22 protein-coding genes are annotated in these 21,561 nt (G+C 71.3%); 12 read left to right on the plus strand and 10 right to left on the minus strand.

Annotated elements, in window-relative coordinates; translation table 11 throughout:
* Positions 1-10: 10 nt before the first annotated feature.
* Entirely contained in the window at positions 11-1,456 is a 1,446-nt protein-coding gene (gene hflX / locus AC0HI0_RS44475) for a GTPase HflX (RefSeq protein ID WP_480929472.1), read from the minus strand.
* A gap of 54 nt (positions 1,457-1,510) precedes the next feature.
* Positions 1,511-1,996, minus strand: coding sequence for an ArsR/SmtB family transcription factor (locus AC0HI0_RS44480; protein WP_480929473.1), 486 nt, complete (start codon positions 1,994-1,996; stop codon positions 1,511-1,513).
* A gap of 55 nt (positions 1,997-2,051) precedes the next feature.
* Between AC0HI0_RS44480 and AC0HI0_RS44485 the strand changes: the two genes are divergently transcribed.
* Together AC0HI0_RS44485 and AC0HI0_RS44490 are read left to right on the plus strand one after the other, a co-directional pair.
* Positions 2,052-3,296, plus strand: coding sequence for an MFS transporter (locus tag AC0HI0_RS44485; RefSeq protein ID WP_480929474.1), 1,245 nt, complete (start codon positions 2,052-2,054; stop codon positions 3,294-3,296).
* 18 nt (positions 3,297-3,314) lie between these two features.
* Positions 3,315-4,187: an SMP-30/gluconolactonase/LRE family protein gene (locus AC0HI0_RS44490; RefSeq protein ID WP_480929475.1), complete on the plus strand. Its 873-nt coding sequence runs from the start codon at positions 3,315-3,317 to the stop codon at positions 4,185-4,187.
* Between the two features lie 16 nt (positions 4,188-4,203).
* Here AC0HI0_RS44490 and dapF read toward each other — a convergent pair whose 3' ends face one another.
* Genes dapF through AC0HI0_RS44505 form a run of 3 tightly spaced genes read right to left on the minus strand, consistent with a single transcriptional unit; the run spans position 4,204 to position 6,602 of the window.
* Positions 4,204-5,004 (minus strand): diaminopimelate epimerase, encoded by an 801-nt coding sequence (gene dapF, locus AC0HI0_RS44495; protein WP_480929476.1) that lies wholly within the window; start codon positions 5,002-5,004, stop codon positions 4,204-4,206.
* A gap of 10 nt (positions 5,005-5,014) precedes the next feature.
* Positions 5,015-5,917 carry a tRNA (adenosine(37)-N6)-dimethylallyltransferase MiaA gene (gene miaA, locus AC0HI0_RS44500; RefSeq protein WP_480929477.1) on the minus strand — a complete coding sequence of 301 codons (903 nt, stop codon included), beginning with the start codon at positions 5,915-5,917 and terminating at the stop codon, positions 5,015-5,017.
* Positions 5,918-5,921: 4 nt separating this feature from the next.
* Entirely contained in the window at positions 5,922-6,602 is a 681-nt protein-coding gene (locus AC0HI0_RS44505) for a class III extradiol dioxygenase subunit B-like domain-containing protein (RefSeq protein WP_480929478.1), read from the minus strand.
* Between the two features lie 184 nt (positions 6,603-6,786).
* On the opposite strand from AC0HI0_RS44505, the gene AC0HI0_RS44510 reads away from it, so the two are divergent.
* The gene (locus AC0HI0_RS44510; protein ID WP_480929479.1) at positions 6,787-8,112 is read left to right on the plus strand and encodes a DUF349 domain-containing protein; all 1,326 of its coding nucleotides are present in this window, start codon (positions 6,787-6,789) and stop codon (positions 8,110-8,112) included.
* A gap of 389 nt (positions 8,113-8,501) precedes the next feature.
* Here the strand turns inward: AC0HI0_RS44510 and AC0HI0_RS44515 are convergent, their stop codons facing one another.
* Together AC0HI0_RS44515 and miaB are read right to left on the minus strand one after the other, a co-directional pair.
* Entirely contained in the window at positions 8,502-8,978 is a 477-nt protein-coding gene (locus tag AC0HI0_RS44515) for an Rv2732c family membrane protein (protein WP_480929480.1), read from the minus strand.
* Complete coding sequence (gene miaB / locus AC0HI0_RS44520) at positions 8,975-10,459, minus strand: tRNA (N6-isopentenyl adenosine(37)-C2)-methylthiotransferase MiaB (RefSeq protein ID WP_480929481.1); 1,485 nt, start codon at positions 10,457-10,459, stop codon at positions 8,975-8,977. Before miaB ends, AC0HI0_RS44515 begins: the two co-directional genes overlap by 4 nt.
* 240 nt (positions 10,460-10,699) lie before the next feature.
* Here miaB and AC0HI0_RS44525 point away from each other — a divergent pair, with 240 nt between their 5' ends.
* Positions 10,700-11,659 carry a TAXI family TRAP transporter solute-binding subunit gene (locus AC0HI0_RS44525; protein ID WP_480929482.1) on the plus strand — a complete coding sequence of 320 codons (960 nt, stop codon included), beginning with the start codon at positions 10,700-10,702 and terminating at the stop codon, positions 11,657-11,659.
* 49 nt (positions 11,660-11,708) lie between these two features.
* On the opposite strand, the gene AC0HI0_RS44530 is transcribed toward AC0HI0_RS44525, so the two are convergent.
* Together AC0HI0_RS44530 and AC0HI0_RS44535 are read right to left on the minus strand one after the other, a co-directional pair.
* Complete coding sequence (locus tag AC0HI0_RS44530; RefSeq protein WP_480929483.1) at positions 11,709-13,091, minus strand: sensor histidine kinase; 1,383 nt, start codon at positions 13,089-13,091, stop codon at positions 11,709-11,711.
* Between the two features lie 101 nt (positions 13,092-13,192).
* Positions 13,193-13,897 (minus strand): response regulator transcription factor, encoded by a 705-nt coding sequence (locus AC0HI0_RS44535; protein WP_480929484.1) that lies wholly within the window; start codon positions 13,895-13,897, stop codon positions 13,193-13,195.
* Positions 13,898-14,058: 161 nt separating this feature from the next.
* On the opposite strand from AC0HI0_RS44535, the gene AC0HI0_RS44540 reads away from it, so the two are divergent.
* The 8 genes from AC0HI0_RS44540 (at position 14,059) to AC0HI0_RS44575 (ending at position 20,936) form a co-directional block, all read left to right on the plus strand.
* Positions 14,059-14,787 carry an amino acid ABC transporter ATP-binding protein gene (locus tag AC0HI0_RS44540; protein WP_480934529.1) on the plus strand — a complete coding sequence of 243 codons (729 nt, stop codon included), beginning with the start codon at positions 14,059-14,061 and terminating at the stop codon, positions 14,785-14,787.
* 64 nt (positions 14,788-14,851) lie between these two features.
* On the plus strand, positions 14,852-15,739 hold the full coding sequence (locus tag AC0HI0_RS44545) for a glutamate ABC transporter substrate-binding protein (RefSeq protein ID WP_480929485.1): 888 nt from the start codon (positions 14,852-14,854) through the stop codon (positions 15,737-15,739).
* Between the two features lie 93 nt (positions 15,740-15,832).
* Entirely contained in the window at positions 15,833-16,480 is a 648-nt protein-coding gene (locus AC0HI0_RS44550; protein WP_480929486.1) for an amino acid ABC transporter permease, read from the plus strand.
* A complete protein-coding gene (locus AC0HI0_RS44555; protein ID WP_480929487.1) occupies positions 16,477-17,334 on the plus strand; it encodes an amino acid ABC transporter permease in 858 nt (285 codons plus the stop codon). The genes AC0HI0_RS44550 and AC0HI0_RS44555 overlap by 4 nt, the downstream gene beginning before the upstream one ends.
* A gap of 117 nt (positions 17,335-17,451) precedes the next feature.
* Positions 17,452-18,180 (plus strand): EcsC family protein, encoded by a 729-nt coding sequence (locus tag AC0HI0_RS44560; RefSeq protein WP_480929488.1) that lies wholly within the window; start codon positions 17,452-17,454, stop codon positions 18,178-18,180.
* 96 nt (positions 18,181-18,276) lie between these two features.
* Positions 18,277-19,458: an MFS transporter gene (locus AC0HI0_RS44565; protein ID WP_480929489.1), complete on the plus strand. Its 1,182-nt coding sequence runs from the start codon at positions 18,277-18,279 to the stop codon at positions 19,456-19,458.
* 482 nt (positions 19,459-19,940) lie between these two features.
* Positions 19,941-20,156 carry a hypothetical protein gene (locus tag AC0HI0_RS44570; protein WP_480929490.1) on the plus strand — a complete coding sequence of 72 codons (216 nt, stop codon included), beginning with the start codon at positions 19,941-19,943 and terminating at the stop codon, positions 20,154-20,156.
* Between the two features lie 351 nt (positions 20,157-20,507).
* Positions 20,508-20,936, plus strand: coding sequence for a CBS domain-containing protein (locus AC0HI0_RS44575; protein WP_480929491.1), 429 nt, complete (start codon positions 20,508-20,510; stop codon positions 20,934-20,936).
* Positions 20,937-20,989: 53 nt separating this feature from the next.
* Here the strand turns inward: AC0HI0_RS44575 and AC0HI0_RS44580 are convergent, their stop codons facing one another.
* A complete protein-coding gene (locus AC0HI0_RS44580) occupies positions 20,990-21,520 on the minus strand; it encodes a CGNR zinc finger domain-containing protein (protein WP_480929492.1) in 531 nt (176 codons plus the stop codon).
* Between the last annotated feature and the right edge of the window lie 41 nt (positions 21,521-21,561).

Below are 21,561 nucleotides of genomic sequence, written 5' to 3' on the forward strand. Positions count from 1 at the left end.
GAGCAACGGGTCAGGCGCGGCTTCCGTTCACGGCGAACTGCTCCAGGACGCCTGCCAGGTCCGGGCGGACCCGGGCGCTCAGCTCGGTGCCCTCCTCGGTGTGCCGCTCCTTGAGGATCTCGCCCTCGCGGTGGATCCGGGCGACGAGTTCGCCGCGCGCGTACGGCACCAGGGCCTCCACCACGACCTCGGGGCGCGGGATGAGGCTCGCGATGCGCTCGCGCAGCTCCAGGATGCCCTCGCCGGTGTGCGCGGACACCAGGACGGCGGTGGGGAACAGGTGGCGCAGGCGGGCGAGGCCCAGCTCGCCGACCGCGTCGATCTTGTTCACCACCAGGAGTTCGGCGGGCATCGGGTCGTCGCGGCGCTCGCTGATCTCGGAGATCACCTCGCGCACGGCGCTGACCTGCTTCTCCGGCATCCCGTCCGAGCCGTCGACCACGTGGACCAGCAGGTCCGCGTCGGCGACCTCCTCCAACGTCGACCGGAACGCCTCCACGAGCTGGTGGGGCAGGTGCCGGACGAAGCCGACCGTGTCGGTCAGCGTGTACGGCAGGCCCTCCGGCGTCTGGGTGCGCCTGGTCGTCGGGTCGAGGGTGGCGAACAGCGCGTCCTCCACCAGCACACCCGCCCCGGTCAGGGCGTTGAGCAGGCTCGACTTGCCCGCGTTGGTGTAGCCGGCGATGGCCACGTTGGGCACCGCGTTGGCGACCCGGGCACCGCGCTTGGTGTCCCGGATGACGCTCATCGCCACGATCTGCCTGCGCAGCTTCGCGATCCGGGCGCGGATGCGCCGGCGGTCGGTCTCCAGCTTGGTCTCACCGGGACCGCGCAGACCCACGCCGCCGTTGCCGCCGCCGGCACGGCCACCGGCCTGCCGGGACAGCGACTCGCCCCACCCGCGCAGGCGCGGCAGCAGGTACTGGAGCTGGGCCAGCTCCACCTGCGCCTTGCCCTCCTTCGAGGAGGCGTGCTGGGCGAAGATGTCGAGGATCAGCGCCGTCCGGTCGACGACCTTGACCTTGAGCTTCTCCTCCAGCTGCCGCAGCTGGCCGGGGGACAGCTCGCCGTCGCAGATCACCGTGTCCGCACCGGTCGAGATCACGATGTCGCGCAGCTCGGCGACCTTGCCGGAGCCGATGTAGGTGGCCGGGTCGGGCCGGTCGCGCCGTTGGACGAGTCCTTCGAGCACCTCGGAGCCCGCCGTCTCGGCGAGCAGCGCCAGTTCGGCCAGCGAGGCGTCGGAGTCGGCGGCGGTGCCCTCGGTCCACACGCCGACCAGCACGACGCGCTCCAGGCGGAGCTGCCGGTATTCGACCTCGGTGACGTCCTGGAGCTCGGTGGACAAGCCGGAGACGCGGCGCAGCGCGGCTCGTTCGGCGAGCGCCAGCTCGCCGGTGGACAGCTCGGCGTCGTGGTCGAGCCAGTCGTTGCTGTTATGCGTGTTTTCCGTCATTTGCCTCTCATCGTCGCACGTCCAGCCGCTGCCGCCGAGTGGATAATCCGCGGCTCAGTCTCCCGGGTACACCGCGAGGTAGAGGGCCACGCGCTGTCCCGACGGGTCGTCCGGCTCGGCTTCCAGCTCATCCAACAACGAACGGAGCCTCCGGTTTAGTTCCGCCGGGTCCACCCGGACGACGAGGCGGGTCTGGTCGAGCTGCTCGGGCGCCAGTTCGGCGACCTCGGCCAGGTACGCCTCCAGCATCGCCCGGTGCGCCGGCGCCGCCTCGCCGCCGGCGATCTGCCACGACAGGCCGGTCGACAGGTACGGGATCTCCCGCGCGCCGCGGTTGCCGGTCCGGGCGGGCTGGGCCTCCAGGAAGCCCGCGGCGACGAGTTTGCGCACGTGGTGGAGGGTGGTGGCGGGGTCCTTGCCGAGCCGGTGCGCGATCTCCTTGTTGGTGAGCGCGCGGTCGTAGGTCAGCCGGATGATGCGCAGCCGCACGGCCGATGAGAGCGCGGCGGCTTCGGCCTCGCTGGCGGGTCGTCGGTGCATGACGTGGAGCTTAAGTGATTGACACTTTCCAATCACTTCGGCGAGACTCCCCGGCGTGTCCCTCTGGCAGCACCGCGACTTCCGCCTCCTCTGGGTGGGCGACACCATCAGCCAGTTCGGCTCGACCATCGGCCGGACCGTGCTGCCGCTGCTCGCCGCCGGCGCGCTGGCCGCCACCCCGTGGGAGATGGGCCTGCTGACCGCGGCGAACACGGCCGCGTTCCTGCTCATCGGCCTGCCCGCCGGGGTGTGGGTGGACCGGATGCGCCGCCGTCCGGTGATGCTCACGGCGGACTTCGTGCGGGCCGCGCTGATGCTGTCCATCCCGGTCGCCTGGTGGCTGGGCGCGCTCACCTTCGCCCACCTCGTCGTGGTCGCCCTGCTGGTCGGCGCGGCCACGGTGATGTTCGACATCGCCTACCAGTCCTACCTGCCCGCGCTGGTCGGGCGGGACCAGCTGGTGGAGGGCAACTCGAAGCTCACCGCGAGCCAGTCCGTGGCCGAGGTGTCCGGGCCGGCCGCCGCCGGCGGCGTGGCGCAGGCGCTCGGCGCGGCCAACGGGATCCTCGCCACCGGGGTGGGCTACCTGTGCTCGGCGCTGTTCCTGCTGCGGATCCGGACCGAGGAGCCCGCGCCGCGCGTCCCGGACCGGCCGGGCCTGGTGTCGGAGATCGCCGAGGGCCTGCGGTTCGTGTTCGGCAACCGGTCGCTGCGCGCGGTCGTCGGCACCACCGGGACGGCGAACTTCTTCGACGGCGTGGCGCTGGCCGTGATGGTGCTGTTCCTGGCCCGTGAGCTGGGCTTGTCCGACGGCGCGATCGGGCTGCTGCTCAGCTCGGCGGGCGCGGGCGGCGTGCTCGCGGCGCTGACCGCGAACCTGTGGAACAAGCGGTTCGGCCAGATCAAGGTGATCTGGCTGTCGATGGTGGTCACCCAGCCGTTCGGGCTGCTGCTGCCGCTGGCCGACGCGGACTGGCGGCTCGCGTTCGTCGTGGTCGCGGACCTGCTCCTGGCCTACGGGGCGATCGTCTACAACATCGCGCAGGTCAGCTACCGGCAGGCGATCTGCCCGGACCACCTGCTCGGCCGGATGAACGCCTCGATCCGGTTCGTGGTGTGGGGCGCGTTGCCGCTGGGCGGCCTGATCGGCGGTCTGCTCGGGGCGCAGATCGGCATCTTGGCCACGCTGTGGGTCGCGGTGGTCGGGCGCGCGCTGTCACCCGTGTGGGTCGTGTTCTCCCCGTTGCGCACCGCGCACGACACCGTCACCACTGCGGGCGATGCGGGACGTGTGGGGTGATCACTAACGTCGCTGCCCATGGTTGACACAACCGTGGTGCGCGACGGTCTCCGGTTCGGCGAAGGGCCCCGGCAGGGACCGGACGGCCGGCTCTACTACTCCGACTTCTACGGCCACGAGGTGTGGGCGCTCGACCTCGACACGGGCGCCGAGGAAGTGGTCTGCACGGTCCCCGGCCAGCCGTCCGGGCTCGGCTGGCTGCCCGACGGACGCCTGCTCGTGGTGTCCATGAAGGACCGCACGGTCCGCCGCCTCGAAGCGGGCGGGCTGGTCCGGCACGCCGACCTCAATGGCATCGCCACGTTCCACGCCAACGACATGCTGGTGGACGACGGGGGCCGCGCGTACGTCGGCAACTTCGGCTTCGACCTGCACGCCGCCATCGCGCAGGGCGGCGAAGCCCGGCTGCTCGAACCCGACTGGGTCGCTCCGGGCACCCCGCTGGCCCTGGTCCAGCCCGACGGGACGGTCACCGCCGCCGCCGACGACCTGAAGTTCCCCAACGGCATGGCGCTGCTGCCGCACCGGGAAGGGCACCCCCGGACCCTGGTCGTGGCTGAGACGCTCGCGTTCGGCCTGACGGCGTTCGACGTGGCCGAGGACGCCACGCTGTCCAACCGCCGCGTCTGGGCCCCGCTGCGGGAGCACTTCATCGCACCGGACGGCATCGCCGTGGACGCCGAGGGCGGCATCTGGGTGGCGCCCGCGTTGCAGCCTTACGCGTTCCGCGTGGTCGAAGGCGGCGAGATCACCCACCGCGTCGAGACCAGCCAGATCTGCTTCGCCGTCGCGGTGGTCGGCGACCGCCTCGTGTGCTGCACCGCGCCCACCTCGCAGCCCGAAGTCGTCAGCACGGCCCACCTGGGCAAACTGGAGGTGTTCCCGCTCTAGAAGCCGCCAGGCGGCCTCAGAGGGCGTCCCACCACGCCTGGTCGAGTTCTCCGCGCGCGAGCAGCACGGCCGGCCCGGTGAGGGTGGACGACTCCTCCTCGACCACCACCGCGACCTGTCCACCGGGGACGTCCACAGTGGCCTTGCCGGTGCGCTGCCCCGTGCCGTGCAGCCACGCCGCCACGGTCGCGACCGTGCCCGTGCCGCACGACCTGGTCTCGCCCACGCCGCGCTCGTGCACGCGCATCCGCAGCGCCCCGTCACCCAGCACGTTGACGAACTCCACGTTCACGCCCTGCGGGAACACCGCCGGGTCGTACTCGGGCTGGTCGCGCAGGTCGAGCGAGGCCACCGGGGTCTCCGTCACGCACGCCAGGTGCGGGTTGCCGACGTTCACCGCGACCCCGGCGAACTCGACGCCGCCGACCCGCGCCGACGACGTCCCGGTGACCCGAGCCGGACCCATGTCCACCGTCACCGTGCCGTCCTCGTGCGCCACGACCTCGCGCTGCCCGCCCCGCGTGCCGATGGCGAACCCGCCCAGCGGCGCGAGACCGGCCACCACCAGGTAGTGCGCGAACACGCGCGCGCCGTTGCCGCACATCTCGGCGATGGACCCGTCCGCGTTGCGGTAGTCCATGAACCAGGGGCCGAAGTCGGGCCGCACGACGCGCAGCACCCCGTCCGCGCCCAGCCCGCGCTGCCGGTCGCACAGCGCCCGCACGCGCGACTCCGTCAGGTCCAGCAGACCGTCGGGGTCGGGCAGCAGCACGAAGTCGTTCTCGGTGCCGTGACCCTTCAGAAACTCGACTCCCACGCCCACCAGGCTACTTCGCGACCAGTTCCAGCACGTCGGCGACCAGGTCCGCGGCCCCCGCGTCGAACCAGGTGACCCGCTGGTCGCGCCGGAACCAGGAGCGCTGGCGGCGCACGAACCGCCTGGTCGCCTGCGCGGTCTCGGCGGCCGCGGCGGCCAGGTCGTACTCGCCGTCGAACGAGGCCAGCACCTGCTGGTAGCCCAGCGCGCGGGACGCCGTGCGCCCGTCGCGCAGCCCCACCGCCTCCAGCGCCCGCACCTCGTCCACCAGGCCGTCGGCGAACATCCGGTCCACCCGCCGGTCGACCCGCTCGTCCAGCTCGGCGACCGCGCGGTCCAGCCCCACCAGCACGGTGCCGTAGCGGGCCGGTCCGGGCTTGGGCAGGGTCGCCGAGAACGGCTGCCCGGTCAGCTCGATGACCTCCAGCGCCCGCACCACCCGCCGCCCGTTGGTGGGCAGGATGGCCAGCGCCGCCGCCGGGTCCAGCTGGGCCAGCCGGCCGTGCAGCGTCTCCGCGCCGAACACCGCCAGCTCGTTCTCCAGCTGCCCCCGGATCCGGTCGTCGGTGCCGGGGAACACCAGGTCGTCCAGCACCGCCTGCACGTACAGCCCCGAGCCGCCGACCAGCACCGGAACCCGGCCCGAGGCCAGCAGCGACTCGATCACCGCGCGGGCTTCGCGCTGGTAGACCGCCACCGAGGCGGGCTCGGTGACCTCCAGCACGTCCAGCAGGTGGTGCGGCACGCCCAGCCGCTGCTCGGCGGTCACCTTCGCGGTGCCGATGTCCATGCCCCGGTAGAACTGCATCGAGTCGGCGTTGACCACCTCGCCGCCCAGTTCGACGGCGAGCCGCACGGCCAGGTCCGACTTGCCGGTGGCGGTGGGTCCGACGACGGCGACAGGGGCGTTCACGGGGTCAAGCCTCCCAGACGGCCACGTGGTAGCCGACGCCGAAGGGGGCGAGGAACTCCGACCGGGTGCACCGCCACCCGCCGGGCACGCCCGCCAGCACCTGCCACGCGGCCCGCCCCCGTGCCCCCAGCTCCTCGGCCAGTTCCGGGTCGAGGCCCGCCAGGGCCGCCACGTCGGCCGTGGCGAGCGCGGCGCGCACGCCCTCGTCGAACGGCCCGGCGCGCTCGTCCGGGCGTCCCACGGCCTGCTCACCGTGCCGGTGCGAGCCGTCGCCGAGCACCAGCAGCGCCCGTCCGGTCAACTGTGACCCGAATGAGACGCAGTCCGCCGCGGGCAGGTCCGGCGGCACGAGGTGCACCCGCACCGAACGCGCGCCGGCCTGTTCCCGCAGCCATCCCGCCACGAGCACCGGCAGGGGGAGCGAGGGATCCACAGAGGACGGCCGCCCGGACAGCGAAACCGGCACGTCCACGCCGAATCCCCGGAACGATCCGGCGCTGTCGGTCAAGGTCCGGGGCCCGGAGGGGTCCACCGCGACGGCCGTCCAGTCCAGGTCGAAGGCGGCGAGATCCCGTGCCGCGGCAAGGCACGCGGCCCGCACGGAGGCGGTTTCCGGGACGGCTCCGGCGACCAGTTCCGGCACGAGGAGAGGAGGGTGCGGCACCACGGCGACACGCGAGATCATGGCAACCCACGCTACTCATCGGCCACCACCAGTACCGATGTGAGCCCTGACCTGTTTGAATGCGCGCGGGGTACTGGGCACTGTCTGAGGAGTCGCGGTACCCGGGTGCTGGGCCCCGCCATCGGCGGGGCGCCCGTGGTCGGCACGGGCACCACGAAGTGGGCAGGCGAGGAGGAAGCCGGCGATGACGGAGCACGAGACGACACCGGAAGCCACTGGCGACAGTGGTACGGGGGCGGTAGTCGAGGAGACCCGGGCGGAAAGCAGCACGCCTCCGCCGGTCCCCGTGGCGTCGGACCACCCTGACCGCTGGGGGCGCGTGGACGCGGACGGCACCGTCTACGTCAAGACGGCCGACGGTGAGCGGGTCGTCGGTTCCTGGCAGGCGGGTGAGCCCGCCGAGGGCCTGGCGCACTTCGCGCGCCGGTTCGACGACATGCGTACCGAGGTCGAGCTGCTGGTGACCCGGCTCTCGTCCGGGGCGGGCGACCCGAAGCACGCGCTGACCAGCGCGAAGCACGTCCAGGAGAGCCTGGCGGAGGCGGCCGTGGTGGGCGACCTGGCGGCGTTGGCCGCGCGGGTCGAGCACGTGCTGGCCAAGGCCGAGGAGGGCCTGGAGGCGGCGAAGGCGGCCAAGGACGAGGCCCGGGCGCAGGCCGGGGCGCGCAAGCTCCAGCTGGTCGAGGAGGCCGAGGTCCTGGCCAACGAGTCCACCCAGTGGAAGGCGGCGGGCGACCGCCTGCGGACCATCCTGGACGAGTGGAAGACCATCCGGGGCGTCGACCGCAAGACCGACGAGCAGCTGTGGCGGCGCTTCTCCAAGGCGCGCGACGCGTTCAACCGGCGGCGGGGCTCGCACTTCGCCGACCTGGACCGCCAGCGCGGCGTGGCCAAGAGCCGCAAGCAGGAGCTGGTCGAGGAGGCCGAGAAGCTCGTCGAGTCCGACGACTGGGGCCCCACCGCCGGCCGCTACAAGGACCTGATGGTCGAGTGGAAGGCCGCCGGGCGCGCGCCCAAGGAGGCCGACGACGCCCTGTGGCAGCGCTTCCGGGCCGCGCAGGACGCGTTCTTCGCCAAGCGCTCGGAGGCGTTCTCGGAGCGTGACGCGGAGTTCGCGACCAACGCGAAGCTCAAGGAGGAGCTGCTCGCCGAGGCCGAGCACATCGACCCGTCACACGACCTGGAGACCGCCCGCCAGCAGCTCTACAAGATCCAGGAGCGCTGGGACGCGATCGGCAAGGTCCCGCGCGAACGGGTCCGCGAGCTGGAGGGCAAGCTGCGCACCATCGAGGAGAGGGTGCGCGGCGCGGTGGACGCCCAGTGGCGTCGCTCCGACCCCGAGGCCGAGGCCCGCGTGGCCCAGTTCCGCGAGCGCGTGGAGCAGTTCGAGGCCCAGGCCGAAAAGGCCCGCTCGTCCGGCGACAAGCGCCGCGCCGAACAGGCCGAGGCCCAGGCCAAGCAGTGGCGCGAATGGCTGGCCGCAGCCGAACAGGCCGTAGCCACCCGCTAACACCACCACCCGCACAACCTCGTACGACCCGCACCACACCTCGTACGACCCGCACGACCCGGACACAGCCCGGCCCCACGAACACGGGGCCGGGCTGTTCCCTTCAATCCCCTATCGAGACAAAACCCACGAACGAATTCCTTGTCAGCCCACTGACAAACGCGCGCCGCGCACACCCCGCCCCGTCTGCGTGTCATCCCCGTATGGCCTGCGCGCCAGCGAACCGCGCTTGAGTAGGGAGTGCAAGCACGCTTTTCGCTTGCACTCCCTACTCAAGGGTGGTTGTCTCCCGACCAGGACATGCGGGGATGACACGCAGACCCGCCCGTTCTTTCAGTCATCCTCGGTGGTCAGCCCGTCCGGCGAGGACGTTTTTCCTCAACCGGCCATCAGTCGATAGGCGGCCGGGACGCCGCAATCCGAAGCCACTTGACCAGCAACAGGACAACCGCCACAACCGCCACCACGAGCCCGACCCCGGGACCTTCGCCCACCTTGTGCCCGGTAGTCGTCTGAGTCATCCAAATCGACAGCACACCGCTCACCGAAGTGGCGAACAAAGCCAACGAGGAAACCCACGCCAGCGCCCACCGCCGAACCGCCAACGTCACCGCCGACAGCAGCACCCCGACGATCAGCGCCCCGTAGGAAAAGACCTTCGGAATCGCCCGAGCCTCGCCCAACAGGACGTCCAACCCGGTCTGCTCGCCCACCCACGGCAGGATCATCGCGACCAGGATGGCCAGCACCGCCACCGCGATCGTCAACGCCCCGCGACCCGGGTCGAACCGCTTGGCCGCCGTGCGGCCCACCTGGTCGATCTCGTCCCGCAGTTCCGCCATGTCGTCCCGCTCGTCGCTCATCATCCGACCGAGCACCCGCCGACCGCCGCCGGCAGCGGGTCCGGGGTGCCGAACTTCGGGAGTCCGAGGGTGACCCCGGACGTCTTGGGCTTGATGCCGGCCTCCGAGCGGTCGCCCGCCTTCGTGCGGCGGTGGGACAGGACGTCCCCGTCCGCGATCAGGTTGTGCGGCGCGGCGTAGGTCACCACGGTCTCCACGACGTCACCCGGCCGGATCCGCGCGTCGCCGGGCGTGAAGTGGACCAGCCGGCCGTCGCGGGCCCGGCCGGACATCCGGTGCGTCTCGGCGTCCTTGCGGCCCTCGCCGTTCGCGACCAGCAGTTCGACCCGCCGGCCGACCTGGAGCTTGTTCTGCTCCCACGCGAGGTCGTTGACCAGCGTCACCAGCCGGTCGTAGCGCTCCTGCACGACCGCCTTGGGCAACTGGTCGGGCAGCTCCGCCGCCGGCGTGCCGGGCCGCTTGGAGTACTGGAACGTGAACGCGCTGGAGAACCTCGACTCCCGCACCACGTCGAGCGTGGCCTGGAAGTCCTCCTCCGTCTCGCCGGGGAACCCGACGATGATGTCCGTGGTGATGGCCGCGTCGGGCATGGCGGCGCGCACGTCGTCCAGGATCGACAGGTACTTCGCCGACCGGTACGACCGGCGCATCTGCTTGAGCACCCGGTCCGAGCCCGACTGCAACGGCATGTGCAGCTGGTGGCACACGTTCGGCGTCTCGGCCATCGCGGCGATCACGTCGTCGGTGAAGTCCTTCGGGTGCGGGGAGGTGAACCGGACCCGCTCCAGGCCGTCGATCCCGCCCGCCGCGCGCAGCAGCTTGCCGAACGCGTAGCGGTCGCCGAACTCGACGCCGTAGGAGTTGACGTTCTGGCCGAGCAGCGTCACCTCCAGCACGCCCTCGTCGACCAGCGCCTGGACCTCGGCGAGCACCTCGCCCGGCCGGCGGTCCTTCTCCTTGCCGCGCAGCGACGGGACGATGCAGAACGTGCAGGTGTTGTTGCACCCGACGGACACCGACACCCACCCCGAGTAGGCGGAGTCGCGGCGCGCGGGCAGCGTGGACGGGAACGTCTCCAGCGAGTCGAGGATCTCGACCTGGGCTTCCCGGTTGTGCCGGGCGCGCTCCAGCAGCACGGGCAGCGACCCGATGTTGTGCGTGCCGAACACGACGTCGACCCACGGTGCGCGCTTGACGATCTCGCCCTGGTCCTTCTGCGCGAGGCAGCCGCCCACCGCGATCTGCATGTCCGGGTTCGCGGTCTTGGCCGGCGCGAGGTGCCCGAGCGTGCCGTACAGCTTGTTGTCCGCGTTCTCCCGCACCGCGCAGGTGTTGAACACCACCACGTCGGGAGCCGCGTCACCCTCCGCCGGCGCGTAGCCCGCGTCTTCGAGCATCCCGGCGAGGCGCTCGGAGTCGTGCACGTTCATCTGACACCCGAACGTGCGAATCTGGAAGGTCCTCGGAACCTGCAACGCGCTCACGTAGTCACCATATCCCCTGGTCAGTGGCCGAGTGAGGCCACGGTCGCCAGGAGGTCATCGCTGCTGCTCACCGGGTGGATCGAGGTGGTCCGACGGCCTCCGACGCCCACCAGGCATGGTATGCGCTCGACGGGCGCCCCGGTCCCGCCCTCGTCCCGACGCCCGCGGCCACCACCTCTGACCGGGCCCGACACGTCGGTCCGGTCCGCCGCGAGAGGTGGACGTGCGACGATGCCAGGCGTGTCGGGAACGCTGTTCAGAGTGCACGCCGCGGGGGCCGTGCTGGCCTTGGCCGCGCTGTCCGTGACGGCCTGTGGCGACAACTTCGACCAGGTCAAGCTCACCATGGTGGCCGGCAGCGACACGGGCGTCTACTACAAGCTGAGCACCGCCCTGGCCGACGCGTGGACGCGCAACCCCGGCATCCCCCGTCCCCAGGTCGTGGCGACGGCCGGTTCGGTGGACAACCTGGAGCGGCTGCGCACCGGTCAGGCGCAGGTCGGGTTCTCGGCGGCCGACGCGGCGGAGGAGGCGCAGACCAACGACGGCGGGCGCCACCTGTACGCGCTGGCCCGGATGCACGACGACTACCTCCAGCTCGTCGTGCGCGACGACGTCCCGGCGACCAAGCTCGCCGACCTGAAGGGCAGGCGGGTCTCGCTCGGCGCGCGCGACTCCGGCGTGAAGCTGATCGCCGAACGCCTGCTGCGCTCGGCCGGCATCTCGCCGACCGAGGACCTGCAACCCCGCTACCTGGACCTGAACGCGACCACCGACGCGATGCGGGACGGCTCGCTGGACGCGTTCTTCTGGTCCGGCGGCGTGCCCACTACCGGCGTCACCACGCTCGCCACCACCGTGCGGCTGCGGATGCTCGACCTGGGCGACGTGCTGCCGAACCTGCGCCGGCTCTACCCCGTCTACGGGTCGGCGACGCTGCCCGCCTCCGCGTACGAACTGCCCGGCGGCCCGGTGGCCAAGCCCGTCACCACGCTGGTCGTGCGCAACTTCCTGCTGGTCACCGACGCGATGCCGGACGACGTGGCCGAGGTGCTGCTGCGCGGCCTGTTCCAGGCGCAACCCGAACTCGTGGCGGTCAGCCCGGTGGCCCGCTCGATAGAGGTCAGATCGGCGATCGAGACGACCCCGCTGCCCCTGCACCCCGGCGCGAAGAACTACTACCGCGACGTCAAGGTCTGAGCGCCCGCAACCCCACCCGCAACCCCACCCGCAACCCCACCCGCGACCCTCACACCGTCGCCGGGAACGTCACCGTCACCCTCAACCCGCCATCCGCCGGCAGCGACAGCCGCACCTGCCCGTCCACCCGTTCCACGATCTGCCGCACGATCGCCAGCCCCAACCCGGACCCCTGGATGTTCTGGTGCGCGGGCGAGCGCCAGAACCGGTCCGTCGCCCGCTCCAGCTCGTCCGGCGACAACCCCGGCCCCTCGTCGCTCACCGTCAGCGTCACCGTCGAGTCCCGCCGCCGCACGTCGACCCGCACCAGCGTGTCGTCGGGCGCGAACTTCAGCGCGTTGTCCAGCAGCGCGTCCAGCACGGCCTCCACGCCGCGCGGCGGGGCCAGCGCCCGCCCGCCCGGCTCGCCGTCGAGCACCAGGTGCACCGAGCGCGCGGCGGCGGCCGGCTGCCACGCCGACAGCCGCCCGGCGACCGCCCGGTCCACGTCCACCTCGACCGGGTCGACCGACGGCGACCCGGCGCGCGCCATGGCCAGCAACTCGTCCAGGATGCGGTTGAGCCGGTCCGCCTCGTCCAGCGCCGCGGCCTGGTGCACCACGCCGTCCCCGGACACGTGACCGTCCAGATTGGACAGTCGCAGCTTGAGCGCGGTCAACGGGTTGCGCAGCTGGTGCGAGGCGTCCGCGACGAACGCCCGCTGCGCGGCCAGCACGTCGCCGACGTTCGCCGCCATCTGGTCGAACGACCGGGACAGCTGCCGCAGCTCCGGCGGCCCGGACGACGACCCGACCGGCTGCACGGGCTTGCCGGACACCACCGCGCCGAGCAGCGCGCCGGTCGCGTCGTCCAGCCGGCGCACCGGCCGCAGCGTCCACCGCACCAGCGGCAACGCCGCCAGCACCGCCAGCGAGAGCACCAGCAGGCTCGCCACGAGCAGCAGCACCCACCACCACATCACCTCGGTGCGGGTCTTGACCGTCGGCGAGAACGTGACGACCGCGCCGCGCACCTCCCCGTCCACCAGCACCGGCTCGGCCAGCACCAGGTCTTCGCGGTTCCACGGCATGAGCAGGCCGGGCACGACCGGCTGCCGCCCGGCGAGCGCGCCCCGGACCAGGTCCGACACCGGTTCCGAAGTGACGTCGATCCCCGACCCGGACGCCGCGACGACCTTCCCCGACCGGTCCAGCAGCGCCACCCGGATCCCGTAGAGGTCCTGGTAACGGGCCAGTTCCCGTTCCATCACCACCGGCTGGTCGTCGATCAGCGGCCGCTGCGCCACGGACGCGAACCGCGCCGTGTCGGTCAGCCGGTCCAGGAACATCTCCTGCTGCTCACCCGCCGCGACCCCGCGCCCCAGCGGCACACCCATGCCGGCCAGCACCACCACCACAAGGGTGAGCACGATGCCCAACAACCGCGAACGCACTCAACCTCCCCGCCACACCCTGACAGCACCCGAACCGCCGCACGCGCTCCCGCCGCACGCGCTCCCGAACCCGCCGAACCCGCTCCCGAACCCGGCCGGCCTCAACCACCGATCGAGCTGAGCCGGTACCCGACGCCGCGCACCGTCTCCAGCAGCGCGGGCCGGCCCAGTTTGGTGCGCAGGGTGGCCACGTGCACGTCCAGGGTCCGGTTCGCGCCCGCCCACGTGCGCCCCCACACCTCGGCCAGGATCCGCTCCCGCGTGCACACCGCGCCGCCCGCGGCCATCACCAGCGCCAGCACCTGGAACTCCTTGCGCGACAGCGCCACCACTTCACCCGCCACGGTGACCTCGTGCCGGGCCAGGTCGACCCGCACGTCCGCCGCCTCGAACACCTCCGTGCCCGCGACGCCCACCCCGACCGGGTCGCCGCGCCGCCGCCGCACCGCGTGCACCCGCGCCACCAGCTCGCCGACGTCGTACGGCTTGACCAGGTAGTCGTCCGCCCCGGCGTGCAGCCCGAGGATCCGGTCGTCGATCTCGCCGCGCGCCGACACCACGATGATCTCGCCGCGCGCCGACACCACGATGATCGCGACGTCGCTGGCGGCCCGGATGTTGCGGCACAGGGTGACCCCGTCCATGTCCGGCAGACCGAGGTCCAGCAACACCACGTCGACCCCCGCCAACCGATCGAGCGTCCCCCGACCGGTTGCTTGTCGGTCTACAGTGAAACCGCGCCGTGTCAGCGCCGGGACCAGCGCTTCCGCGACGCGGTCGTCGTCTTCGACCAACAGCACCCGCACCGGCGTCCTCCCCAGTTATTGTCGCCTGCCTGTGACAGAGTTGAGACCCTAAGTCTTGCTCAACCGCCTGGACTGGTGTGGTGGCGCACACCTAGGTTTCCGCCATCGCTGAAGGAACCCCTTTGGAGGATCTGATGACCGCCCCCACACCTGCTCCGCCGATGATCCGGATGGCGGGCGTGGACAAGTTCTTCGGGCCACTGCACGTCCTCAAGGACGTCGTGCTCGAAGTGCCGAAGGGCCAGGTCGTCGTGGTGCTCGGGCCGTCCGGCTCGGGCAAGTCCACCCTGTGCCGCACGATCAACCGCCTGGAGCCCGTCGACAAGGGCACCATCGAGGTCGACGGCCAGCCGCTGCCCGCCGAGGGCAAGGAGCTGGCCCGGCTGCGCGCGGACGTGGGCATGGTCTTCCAGTCGTTCAACCTGTTCGCCCACAAGAGCATCGTGGACAACGTGATGCTGGCCCCGCTCAAGGTCCGCAAGACCCCGGCGGCCGAGGCCCGCAAGACGGCCATGGAGCTGCTGGAGCGGGTCGGGATCGCCAACCAGGCGGAGAAGTTCCCGGCCCAGTTGTCCGGTGGGCAGCAGCAGCGCGCGGCGATCGCCCGCGCCCTGGCGATGCGCCCCAAGGTGATGCTGTTCGACGAGCCGACCTCCGCGCTGGACCCCGAGATGGTCCAGGAGGTGCTGGACGTGATGACCACGCTGGCCAAGGAGGGCATGACCATGCTCGTGGTCACCCACGAGATGGGTTTCGCCCGCAAGGCGGCCGACCGGGTGGTTTTCATGGCCGACGGCGAGATCGTCGAGGACTCGACGCCGGAGGCGTTCTTCTCCGCGCCGAAGTCGAACCGCGCGAAGGACTTCCTTGGCAAGATCCTGACCCACTGAAGTCCCGTGACCGCGGCGCTGAGCCTGGCGCCGCCAGACCCCGAAGAAGAGCAGGAGACAGACGATGAGGGTTCGCACCCTTGCGGTGGTGCTGCTGGCAGGCGGCCTCGCCCTGACCGCGTGCGGCAAGGAGGGGAGCCCCGGCGCGTCGACCCCGGCCCCCTCGCAGAAGGTCGCCACCGACGTCAAGGTCGATGGCTCGAAGACGTTCGAGAACATCACCAAGCGGGGCAAGGTCGTCATCGGCGTCAAGGAGGACCAGCCCGGTCTGGGCCTCAAGGACGCCACGACGAACAAGTACAGCGGTTTCGACATCGAGATCGCCAAGCTGATCGCCTCCAAGCTCGGCTACGGCGAGGACAAGATCGACTACAAGGCGATCGCGTCCGCCGGCCGCGAGCAGGCGCTGATCAACGGTGACGTGGACTACTACGTCGGCACGTACACGATCAACGCCGGCCGCAAGGAGAAGGTGGGCTTCGCCGGCCCGTACTTCACCGCGGGCCAGGACCTGCTCGTCCGCAAGGACGACAACTCGATCACCGGCCCGGAGACCCTCAAGGGCAAGAAGGTCTGCTCGGTCACCGGCTCGACCCCGATCAAGAACATCAAGGAGAAGGGGTACACGGAGCCGGAGAACATCTCCGAGTACCAGAACTACTCCCAGTGCGTCGCCAAGCTCGCCGAGGGCTCGATCGACGCGGTGACCACCGACGACGCCATCCTCAAGGGCTACGCGGCCGAGGAGAAGGACAAGTTCCGGGTCGTCGGCAAGCCGTTCTCCACCGAGCCCTACGGCATCGGGCTGGCCAAGGAGGACAAGGCGCTGCGGGACAAGGTGAACGACATCCTCGAAGAGGCGATCACCGGCAACACGTGGCAGGACATCTACAACGCCACGCTGGGCAAGTCGGGTTCCCCGGCGACGAAGCCCGTGATCGACCGCTACTGATCCGCATCAGGAGCCACTGATCAGCACTGATGGTGGCCGGCGACCGCGCGGGTCGCCGGCCATCCCCGTTTCGTCCTCCGGCGAGGAAGTCCCATGAGCATCCTTTCCACCTACTCCGACCTGTTCCTCAGGGCGTTCGGCACCACCATCCAACTGTTCCTCTACGCCGCGGTCGGGTCGCTGGTGCTGGGCACGTTCCTGGCGATGCTGCGGGTCAGCCCCGTGCCCGTGTTCCGCTGGACCGGCACCACCTACGTGACGCTGGTCCGCAACACGCCGCTGACCCTGGTGTTCTTCTTCTTCGTGTTCGCCTTCCCGCTGCTCAAGATCGTGAAGCTGGACCCGTTCCAGGGCGCGATCGTCGCGCTGACCCTCTACACCTCGGCGTTCATCTGCGAGGTGATCCGCTCGGGCATCAACACGGTGCCGGTCGGGCAGGCCGAGGCGTCCCGCGCGCTGGGGCTGACGTTCGGCCAGATGCTGTTCAGCGTGGTGCTGCCGCAGGCCCTGCGCTCGGTGGTGCCGCCGCTGGTGAGCACCCTGATCGCGCTGCTGAAGAACACCACCATCTCCGCGGGCTTCTCGGTGGGCGACGCCGGTTCCATCAGCTACGTGCTGGCCGAGAACGGCGAGGACATGCTGCTCGGGCTGTCCTGGGTGGCGTTCTTCTTCGTCCTGCTGGTGATCCCGTTGACCCTGGTGCAGCGCGCACTGGAGAAGCGTTGGAGCGTGGCCCGATGAGTTCCGTCCTGTTCGACGTCCCCGGCCCCCGGGCCCGGATGCGGCACCGGATCCTCGCCGTGGTGGGCGTGCTCGGCGTGGGTGCGCTGATCGCGTTCGTGCTGTACCGGCTCTACGACAGCGGCCAGTTCGAGCCGAGGCTGTGGGAGTGGATCCAGTACGAGAACGTCCAGCTGGAGCTGCTCAAGCGGCTGGGCAACACGCTGTCGGCGTTCGCCGCGGGTGCGGTGCTGGCCCTGCTGCTCGGCGCGATCCTGGCCGCCGGCCGGTTGTCCGACCACGCCTTCTGGCGGGTGCCGGCGACCGTCCTGGTCGAGGTCTTCCGGGCCATCCCGCTGCTGATCCTGATCTTCCTGTTCTACTACGGGGCGTCGTCGTTCGGCATCAAGCCCACCCCGTTCATGGCCGTGGTGGCCGGTCTGGCGCTCTACAACGGCTCCGTGCTGGCCGAGATCTTCCGCGCCGGCGTCCTGTCGCTGCCGAAGGGCCAGGCCGAAGCCGCGTACGCGCTGGGGATGCGCAAGACCCAGGTGATGTTGTTCGTGCTGCTGCCGCAGGCGTTGCGGGTCATGCTGCCGACCATCGTCAGCCAGCTCGTCGTGCTGCTCAAGGACACCGCGCTCGGCTTCATCATCACCTACCAGGAGCTGCTGGACTACGTGAAGTACCTGGGCGCGCAGGGCCAGTTCGGCCGCCCGCTGGTGCCGATGACGCTGTTCGTCGGTGCCATGTACATCACGATGTGCCTGCTGCTCACGTGGCTCGCGTCGTGGCTGGAGAAGCGCAACCGGCGCAACAAGAAGGCCGTGAAGAAGGAGCAGGACGCCGAGCCGCTCGTGCCGGCGGACGCGTAAGCGCCCGAAGGGGGAGCCGAACCAGGCTCCCCCTTTTTCCCGCCCCGCGCCGCCCGGCCACCCGTTGCACGCCCCGGAACCGCACCTCGACGCCGCGCGCCACGTAATCTCGCGGGTATGGCGGAGGAACCCGGCGCGCTGGTGAAGGCGCAGCAAGGCGCGGTCGACCACCTGCTGCGCGTCGGCATCGACGGCTTCGGCCCGTTCAAGGGTGCCCGGCAGATGGCGGCCGACCTGCTCGAACAGGGCATGACCAGGGACGAGGCGATCCGCAGCCTGATCCGCACGCACGTCACGGCGGCGGGCATCCAGGGGTTCGCGACCAACCTCGGCGGCCTGATCACCCTGCCGGTGACGCTGCCCGCCAACGTCGCCGCCGCGTACCTGGTGCAGACCCACCTCATCGCGTCCATCGCCGCCGTCCAGGGCCACGACCTGGAGAGCGACGAGGTGCGTACGGCGATCCTGGTGTGCCTGCTCGGCAACGCCGGCACCGAGGTGCTCAAGAAGGCGGGCATCAAGGCGGGCTCGAAGCTCACCATGAGCCTGATCGAGCGGATCCCGGCCCAGCTCATCCGGGAGATCAACAAGCGGGTCGGCTTCACCCTGGTCGCCAAGTACGGCACCGCCAAGGCCGGCATCACGCTGGCCAAGGGCGTGCCGCTGGTCGGCGGCGTGATCGGCGGCTCCTTCGACGCGGTGACCACCCGCGCGGTCGGCGGCTTCGCCCGCCGCTTCTTCGCCACGCCGCCGGGCGCGCCGCAGGTCGTGGACGGTCGGGTGGTCGAGCCGGAGGTGCTGGAAGGCGAGATCGTCGGCGAGATCCGGTACGACGCCGAGCGCTGACCAGCCCCGGGATCGCCTCCTCCTCCCAATTGGCCCAATCCACCCAGCTGTCCTTGGACCTTATGGTGGGCCAATCGTGCTCGTAGCGTGCCCGCCATGGGAACGACGACACGGCTCGCGGTCGCGCAGGCCGCCAACTCGGTGGGCGACGGCGCGTTCTACGTCTCGTCCGCGCTCTACTTCACCCGGGTCGTCGGGCTCTCGCCCACCCAGGTCGGGTTCGCGCTCACCCTCGCGTGGGCGGTCGGCGCGGTGGCCGGCGTGCCGCTCGGGCACCTCGCGGACCGGTTCGGGCCGCGCCGGGTCGCGGTGGCGCTGGCCGTCGTCACGGCGGGCGCGCTGGCGTCGTTCCTGGTGGTGCGCTCGCTGCCCGCGTTCCTGGTGGCCGCCGCCGGGTACGCGTGCGGGCAGAGCGGGTTGCAGGCGGCCCGCCAGGCCCTGCTCGCCGGGCTCGTCGCGGCGCGGCGTCGGACGCGGGCGCGCGCGTTCCTCCAGGCGGTGCTCAACGCCGGGCTCGCCGTCGGCGCGGGGCTCGGTGGCGTGGCGCTGCACCTCGACACGCCCGCGGCCTACCTCGTGGTGTTCGTCGTCGACGCGGTCGGGTTCCTGGTGGCGGCGGCCGTGCTGCGCGGGCTGCCCGAGGTGGCGGCGACCGCGACCGGGCCGAAGCGGTCCGGTGTGCTGCGCGACCGGCCGTACGCGCTCGTCGCGCTGCTGAACTCGGTCCTGTTGCTGTACATGCCGATGCTGAGCCTGGTGATTCCACTGTGGACGGTCGAGCGGACCGGTGCGCCCGCCTGGGTCGTCGGGGTGCTGTTCGTGGTCAACACCGCAGCCGTGGTGTTCGGCCAGGTCCGGTTGGCGCGCGGCGTGACCGACCTGGCCACCGCGATCCGCTCGGTCCGGCGCGGCGGCGTGCTGCTGCTGCTGAGCTGCGGGGTGTTCGCGCTGTCGGCCGACACCGGGCCGGAGGTGGCCGTGGTCGTGCTGTCCGCCGGGGCGGTCGTGCAGGTCGTGGGCGAGATGCTGCACGGCGCGGGGTCGTGGGAAATCGGCTTCGGCCTCGCACCCGCCGACCGCCAAGGCCAGTACCAGGGCTTTTACGGCACGGGCACGGCCGTCGCGCGGACCGTCGGGCCGTTGCTGCTCACCACGCTGGTGCTCGGCGGGGGAGTGGTCGGCTGGCTCGTGCTCGGCGCGCTGTTCCTGGCCGCCGCCCTCGCGATGGGCCCCGCCGTCCGGTGGTCGCAGCGCACCGCCGCGCTCCCGGTGCCCTGAACCCCGCGCCCGCGCCGCCCGTCGCGCCGAAGGCACAGAACCGTCCACAGAGGACGTTCCCCCGATTGTGTCCTTGATCGCCTCGGAAAACCCTTGGCAATACCGGCCGCGACCCGCTAACGTCTGCGTCATGTTCTTCCAGATCTACCTCTGAGGATTCCTCCTCCATCGCGCCGCACCAGGCCGCTGAGCCGGTGCCGAGCGCCCATCTCCTGGTGGCCCTAGCGGCTCTTTGACGACCCTTTTCGCTCGTGAGCGGGGTCGTACGCCTTTGCACGCCTCGAATATTTCCCAGGAGGCGGTCGTATGCCCACCATGCGCACTGGACAACCCGACGACGGTCAGCCGAACAACCGGCGGGCCCGTCGTTCGAACGGCGCTTCGCAGCCCCGCTTCGGCGGCGGCCGCGTCGTCGTCAACCCGCGCCAATACGCCCAGCGACGTCGCTGACCAGCGGTTTCGCCACACCCAGGAGGCTTTCGATGACCGATCAGAAGAACATCCCGAGCGACGGCGAGCAGCCCGAGTCGGAGCAGGTCCAGCCGGAGCAGTCCGAGCAGGAGCAGCCCGTCGCCCAGAACCGCGCCGCCCGGCGCGGGCACGCCCAGACGAACAACGGGGGCGTGAACAAGGTGCCCGGCCGGCCGCACCAGGCGAGTTTCGTCGGGCGCAGGGTATTCCGCCGCACCGGCGGCTGAACCCCGCCGCGAATCCGGTGCCGTGACATCACACGGTGCCGGTGTGCGCGAATTCCCCGCGCTCGCGGCCGGCTTTCCACCGCGCCGCCGGCGTCCCGTTGCCCCGGGACGCCGGCGGCCATTCGGCGTTCCCCGGTTTCACCGGACGTGGCGGGCGTTGCGCCATCCGGGTGCGGCCGGGCCGCCGTCGTGCTCCCTCCGCGCCCGACACACCGCCCACCTGGCCCGGACGAGGGGGCGTCAACTGCGCAAATGTGGTCGATTCGGGCGCGCGACCTGCCGTTGTGGCCTCTCAAGAACTAGCCTGACCTGGGTAGCACCGGATCTGGTTCGAGATCAGGGAGGCGCCACATGAGGATCGCCGACGTGTTGCGGAACAAGGGCTCGGCCGTGGCCACGGTCAGAGCGGACTCCTCGGTGGCGGAGCTGGTAGCCGCGCTCGCGGAGTACAACGTGGGTGCGATGGTCGTCGTGGGGGACTCCGGCATCGCCGGGATCGTCTCCGAGCGCGACGTCGTCCGCCGCCTGCACGACCGGGGCGCGGACCTGCTGGCCGCGCCGGTGGCCGACATCATGACCGCCGAGGTGTTCACGTGTTCGCCGAAGGACTCGGTGGACAGCCTCACCGTGCTGATGACCGAGCACCGGATCCGGCACGTGCCGGTGGTCGCCGACGGCGAGCTGGTCGGCATCGTCAGCATCGGCGACGTGGTCAAGAGCCGGATCAGCCAGCTCGAAGAAGGCCAGGACCAGCTGACGGCCTACATCGCCCAGGGTTGACCGGACCGGGGTGCCCGCCCGCCCGGCGGGCACCCCGGCACTCGTCGCCGTCCTCAGTCACGTGCCTTGTGGTAGTGCCGGCTGACCCTGGCGCGGTTGCCGCACGAAGGTTTGCACCACTGCTGCTGCGGGTGCGCCTTCACGAAGTACCTGATGCACCGGGGCGCGGGGCACGCCCTCAGCCGCACCCGCTCATCGCTCGCCAGGAACTCGATCGCCGCCGTCGCCAACTCGGCCAGCAACCGTTCGCCCTCCGTCGCACGGTCGACGTAGTGCAGCCGCAACGGTTCGCCCCACTCCAGGCGCGCCGCGCGCGGCACCTGCCCCGCCGCGCCGTTGACCAGGTACAACGCGTCGTCGAGCGGCATCAGGTGCGGGGTGTCCAGGCGTTGCTCGGCGTCCGTGGCGTGCGCGAACAGCGAGCGCACCGCCCACCGCAGCTCCACCACCCGCAGCCGCAGCTCCTCGCCGACCTCGGCGAGGTGCGTCCACGCGGCCAAGCCGGCGACGGTCGAGAGGTCGTCGGTCAGTCCGCCGCGGCCGTTGTGGCGGACCGTGCTCGCGAACTCCAGCGCCCGGCTCATGCCCACATTCTAATGGACTTCCGGCTCCCTCCCCGCTACGT

It is taken from the genome of Saccharothrix sp. NBAS 001 (genome assembly GCF_056640475.1).

Coding starts and splice junctions, on each gene's coding strand:
- hflX (WP_480929472.1), bottom strand. CDS start 1,456: ATGACGGAAAACACGCATAACAGCAACGACTGGCTCGACCACGACGCC.
- AC0HI0_RS44480 (WP_480929473.1), bottom strand. CDS start 1,996: ATGCACCGACGACCCGCCAGCGAGGCCGAAGCCGCCGCGCTCTCATCG.
- AC0HI0_RS44490 (WP_480929475.1), top strand. CDS start 3,315: ATGGTTGACACAACCGTGGTGCGCGACGGTCTCCGGTTCGGCGAAGGG.
- AC0HI0_RS44505 (WP_480929478.1), bottom strand. CDS start 6,602: ATGATCTCGCGTGTCGCCGTGGTGCCGCACCCTCCTCTCCTCGTGCCG.
- AC0HI0_RS44510 (WP_480929479.1), top strand. CDS start 6,787: ATGACGGAGCACGAGACGACACCGGAAGCCACTGGCGACAGTGGTACG.
- AC0HI0_RS44515 (WP_480929480.1), bottom strand. CDS start 8,978: ATGATGAGCGACGAGCGGGACGACATGGCGGAACTGCGGGACGAGATC.
- AC0HI0_RS44540 (WP_480934529.1), top strand. CDS start 14,059: ATGATCCGGATGGCGGGCGTGGACAAGTTCTTCGGGCCACTGCACGTC.
- AC0HI0_RS44545 (WP_480929485.1), top strand. CDS start 14,852: ATGAGGGTTCGCACCCTTGCGGTGGTGCTGCTGGCAGGCGGCCTCGCC.
- AC0HI0_RS44550 (WP_480929486.1), top strand. CDS start 15,833: ATGAGCATCCTTTCCACCTACTCCGACCTGTTCCTCAGGGCGTTCGGC.
- AC0HI0_RS44555 (WP_480929487.1), top strand. CDS start 16,477: ATGAGTTCCGTCCTGTTCGACGTCCCCGGCCCCCGGGCCCGGATGCGG.
- AC0HI0_RS44560 (WP_480929488.1), top strand. CDS start 17,452: ATGGCGGAGGAACCCGGCGCGCTGGTGAAGGCGCAGCAAGGCGCGGTC.
- AC0HI0_RS44565 (WP_480929489.1), top strand. CDS start 18,277: ATGGGAACGACGACACGGCTCGCGGTCGCGCAGGCCGCCAACTCGGTG.
- AC0HI0_RS44570 (WP_480929490.1), top strand. CDS start 19,941: ATGACCGATCAGAAGAACATCCCGAGCGACGGCGAGCAGCCCGAGTCG.
- AC0HI0_RS44575 (WP_480929491.1), top strand. CDS start 20,508: ATGAGGATCGCCGACGTGTTGCGGAACAAGGGCTCGGCCGTGGCCACG.
- AC0HI0_RS44580 (WP_480929492.1), bottom strand. CDS start 21,520: ATGAGCCGGGCGCTGGAGTTCGCGAGCACGGTCCGCCACAACGGCCGC.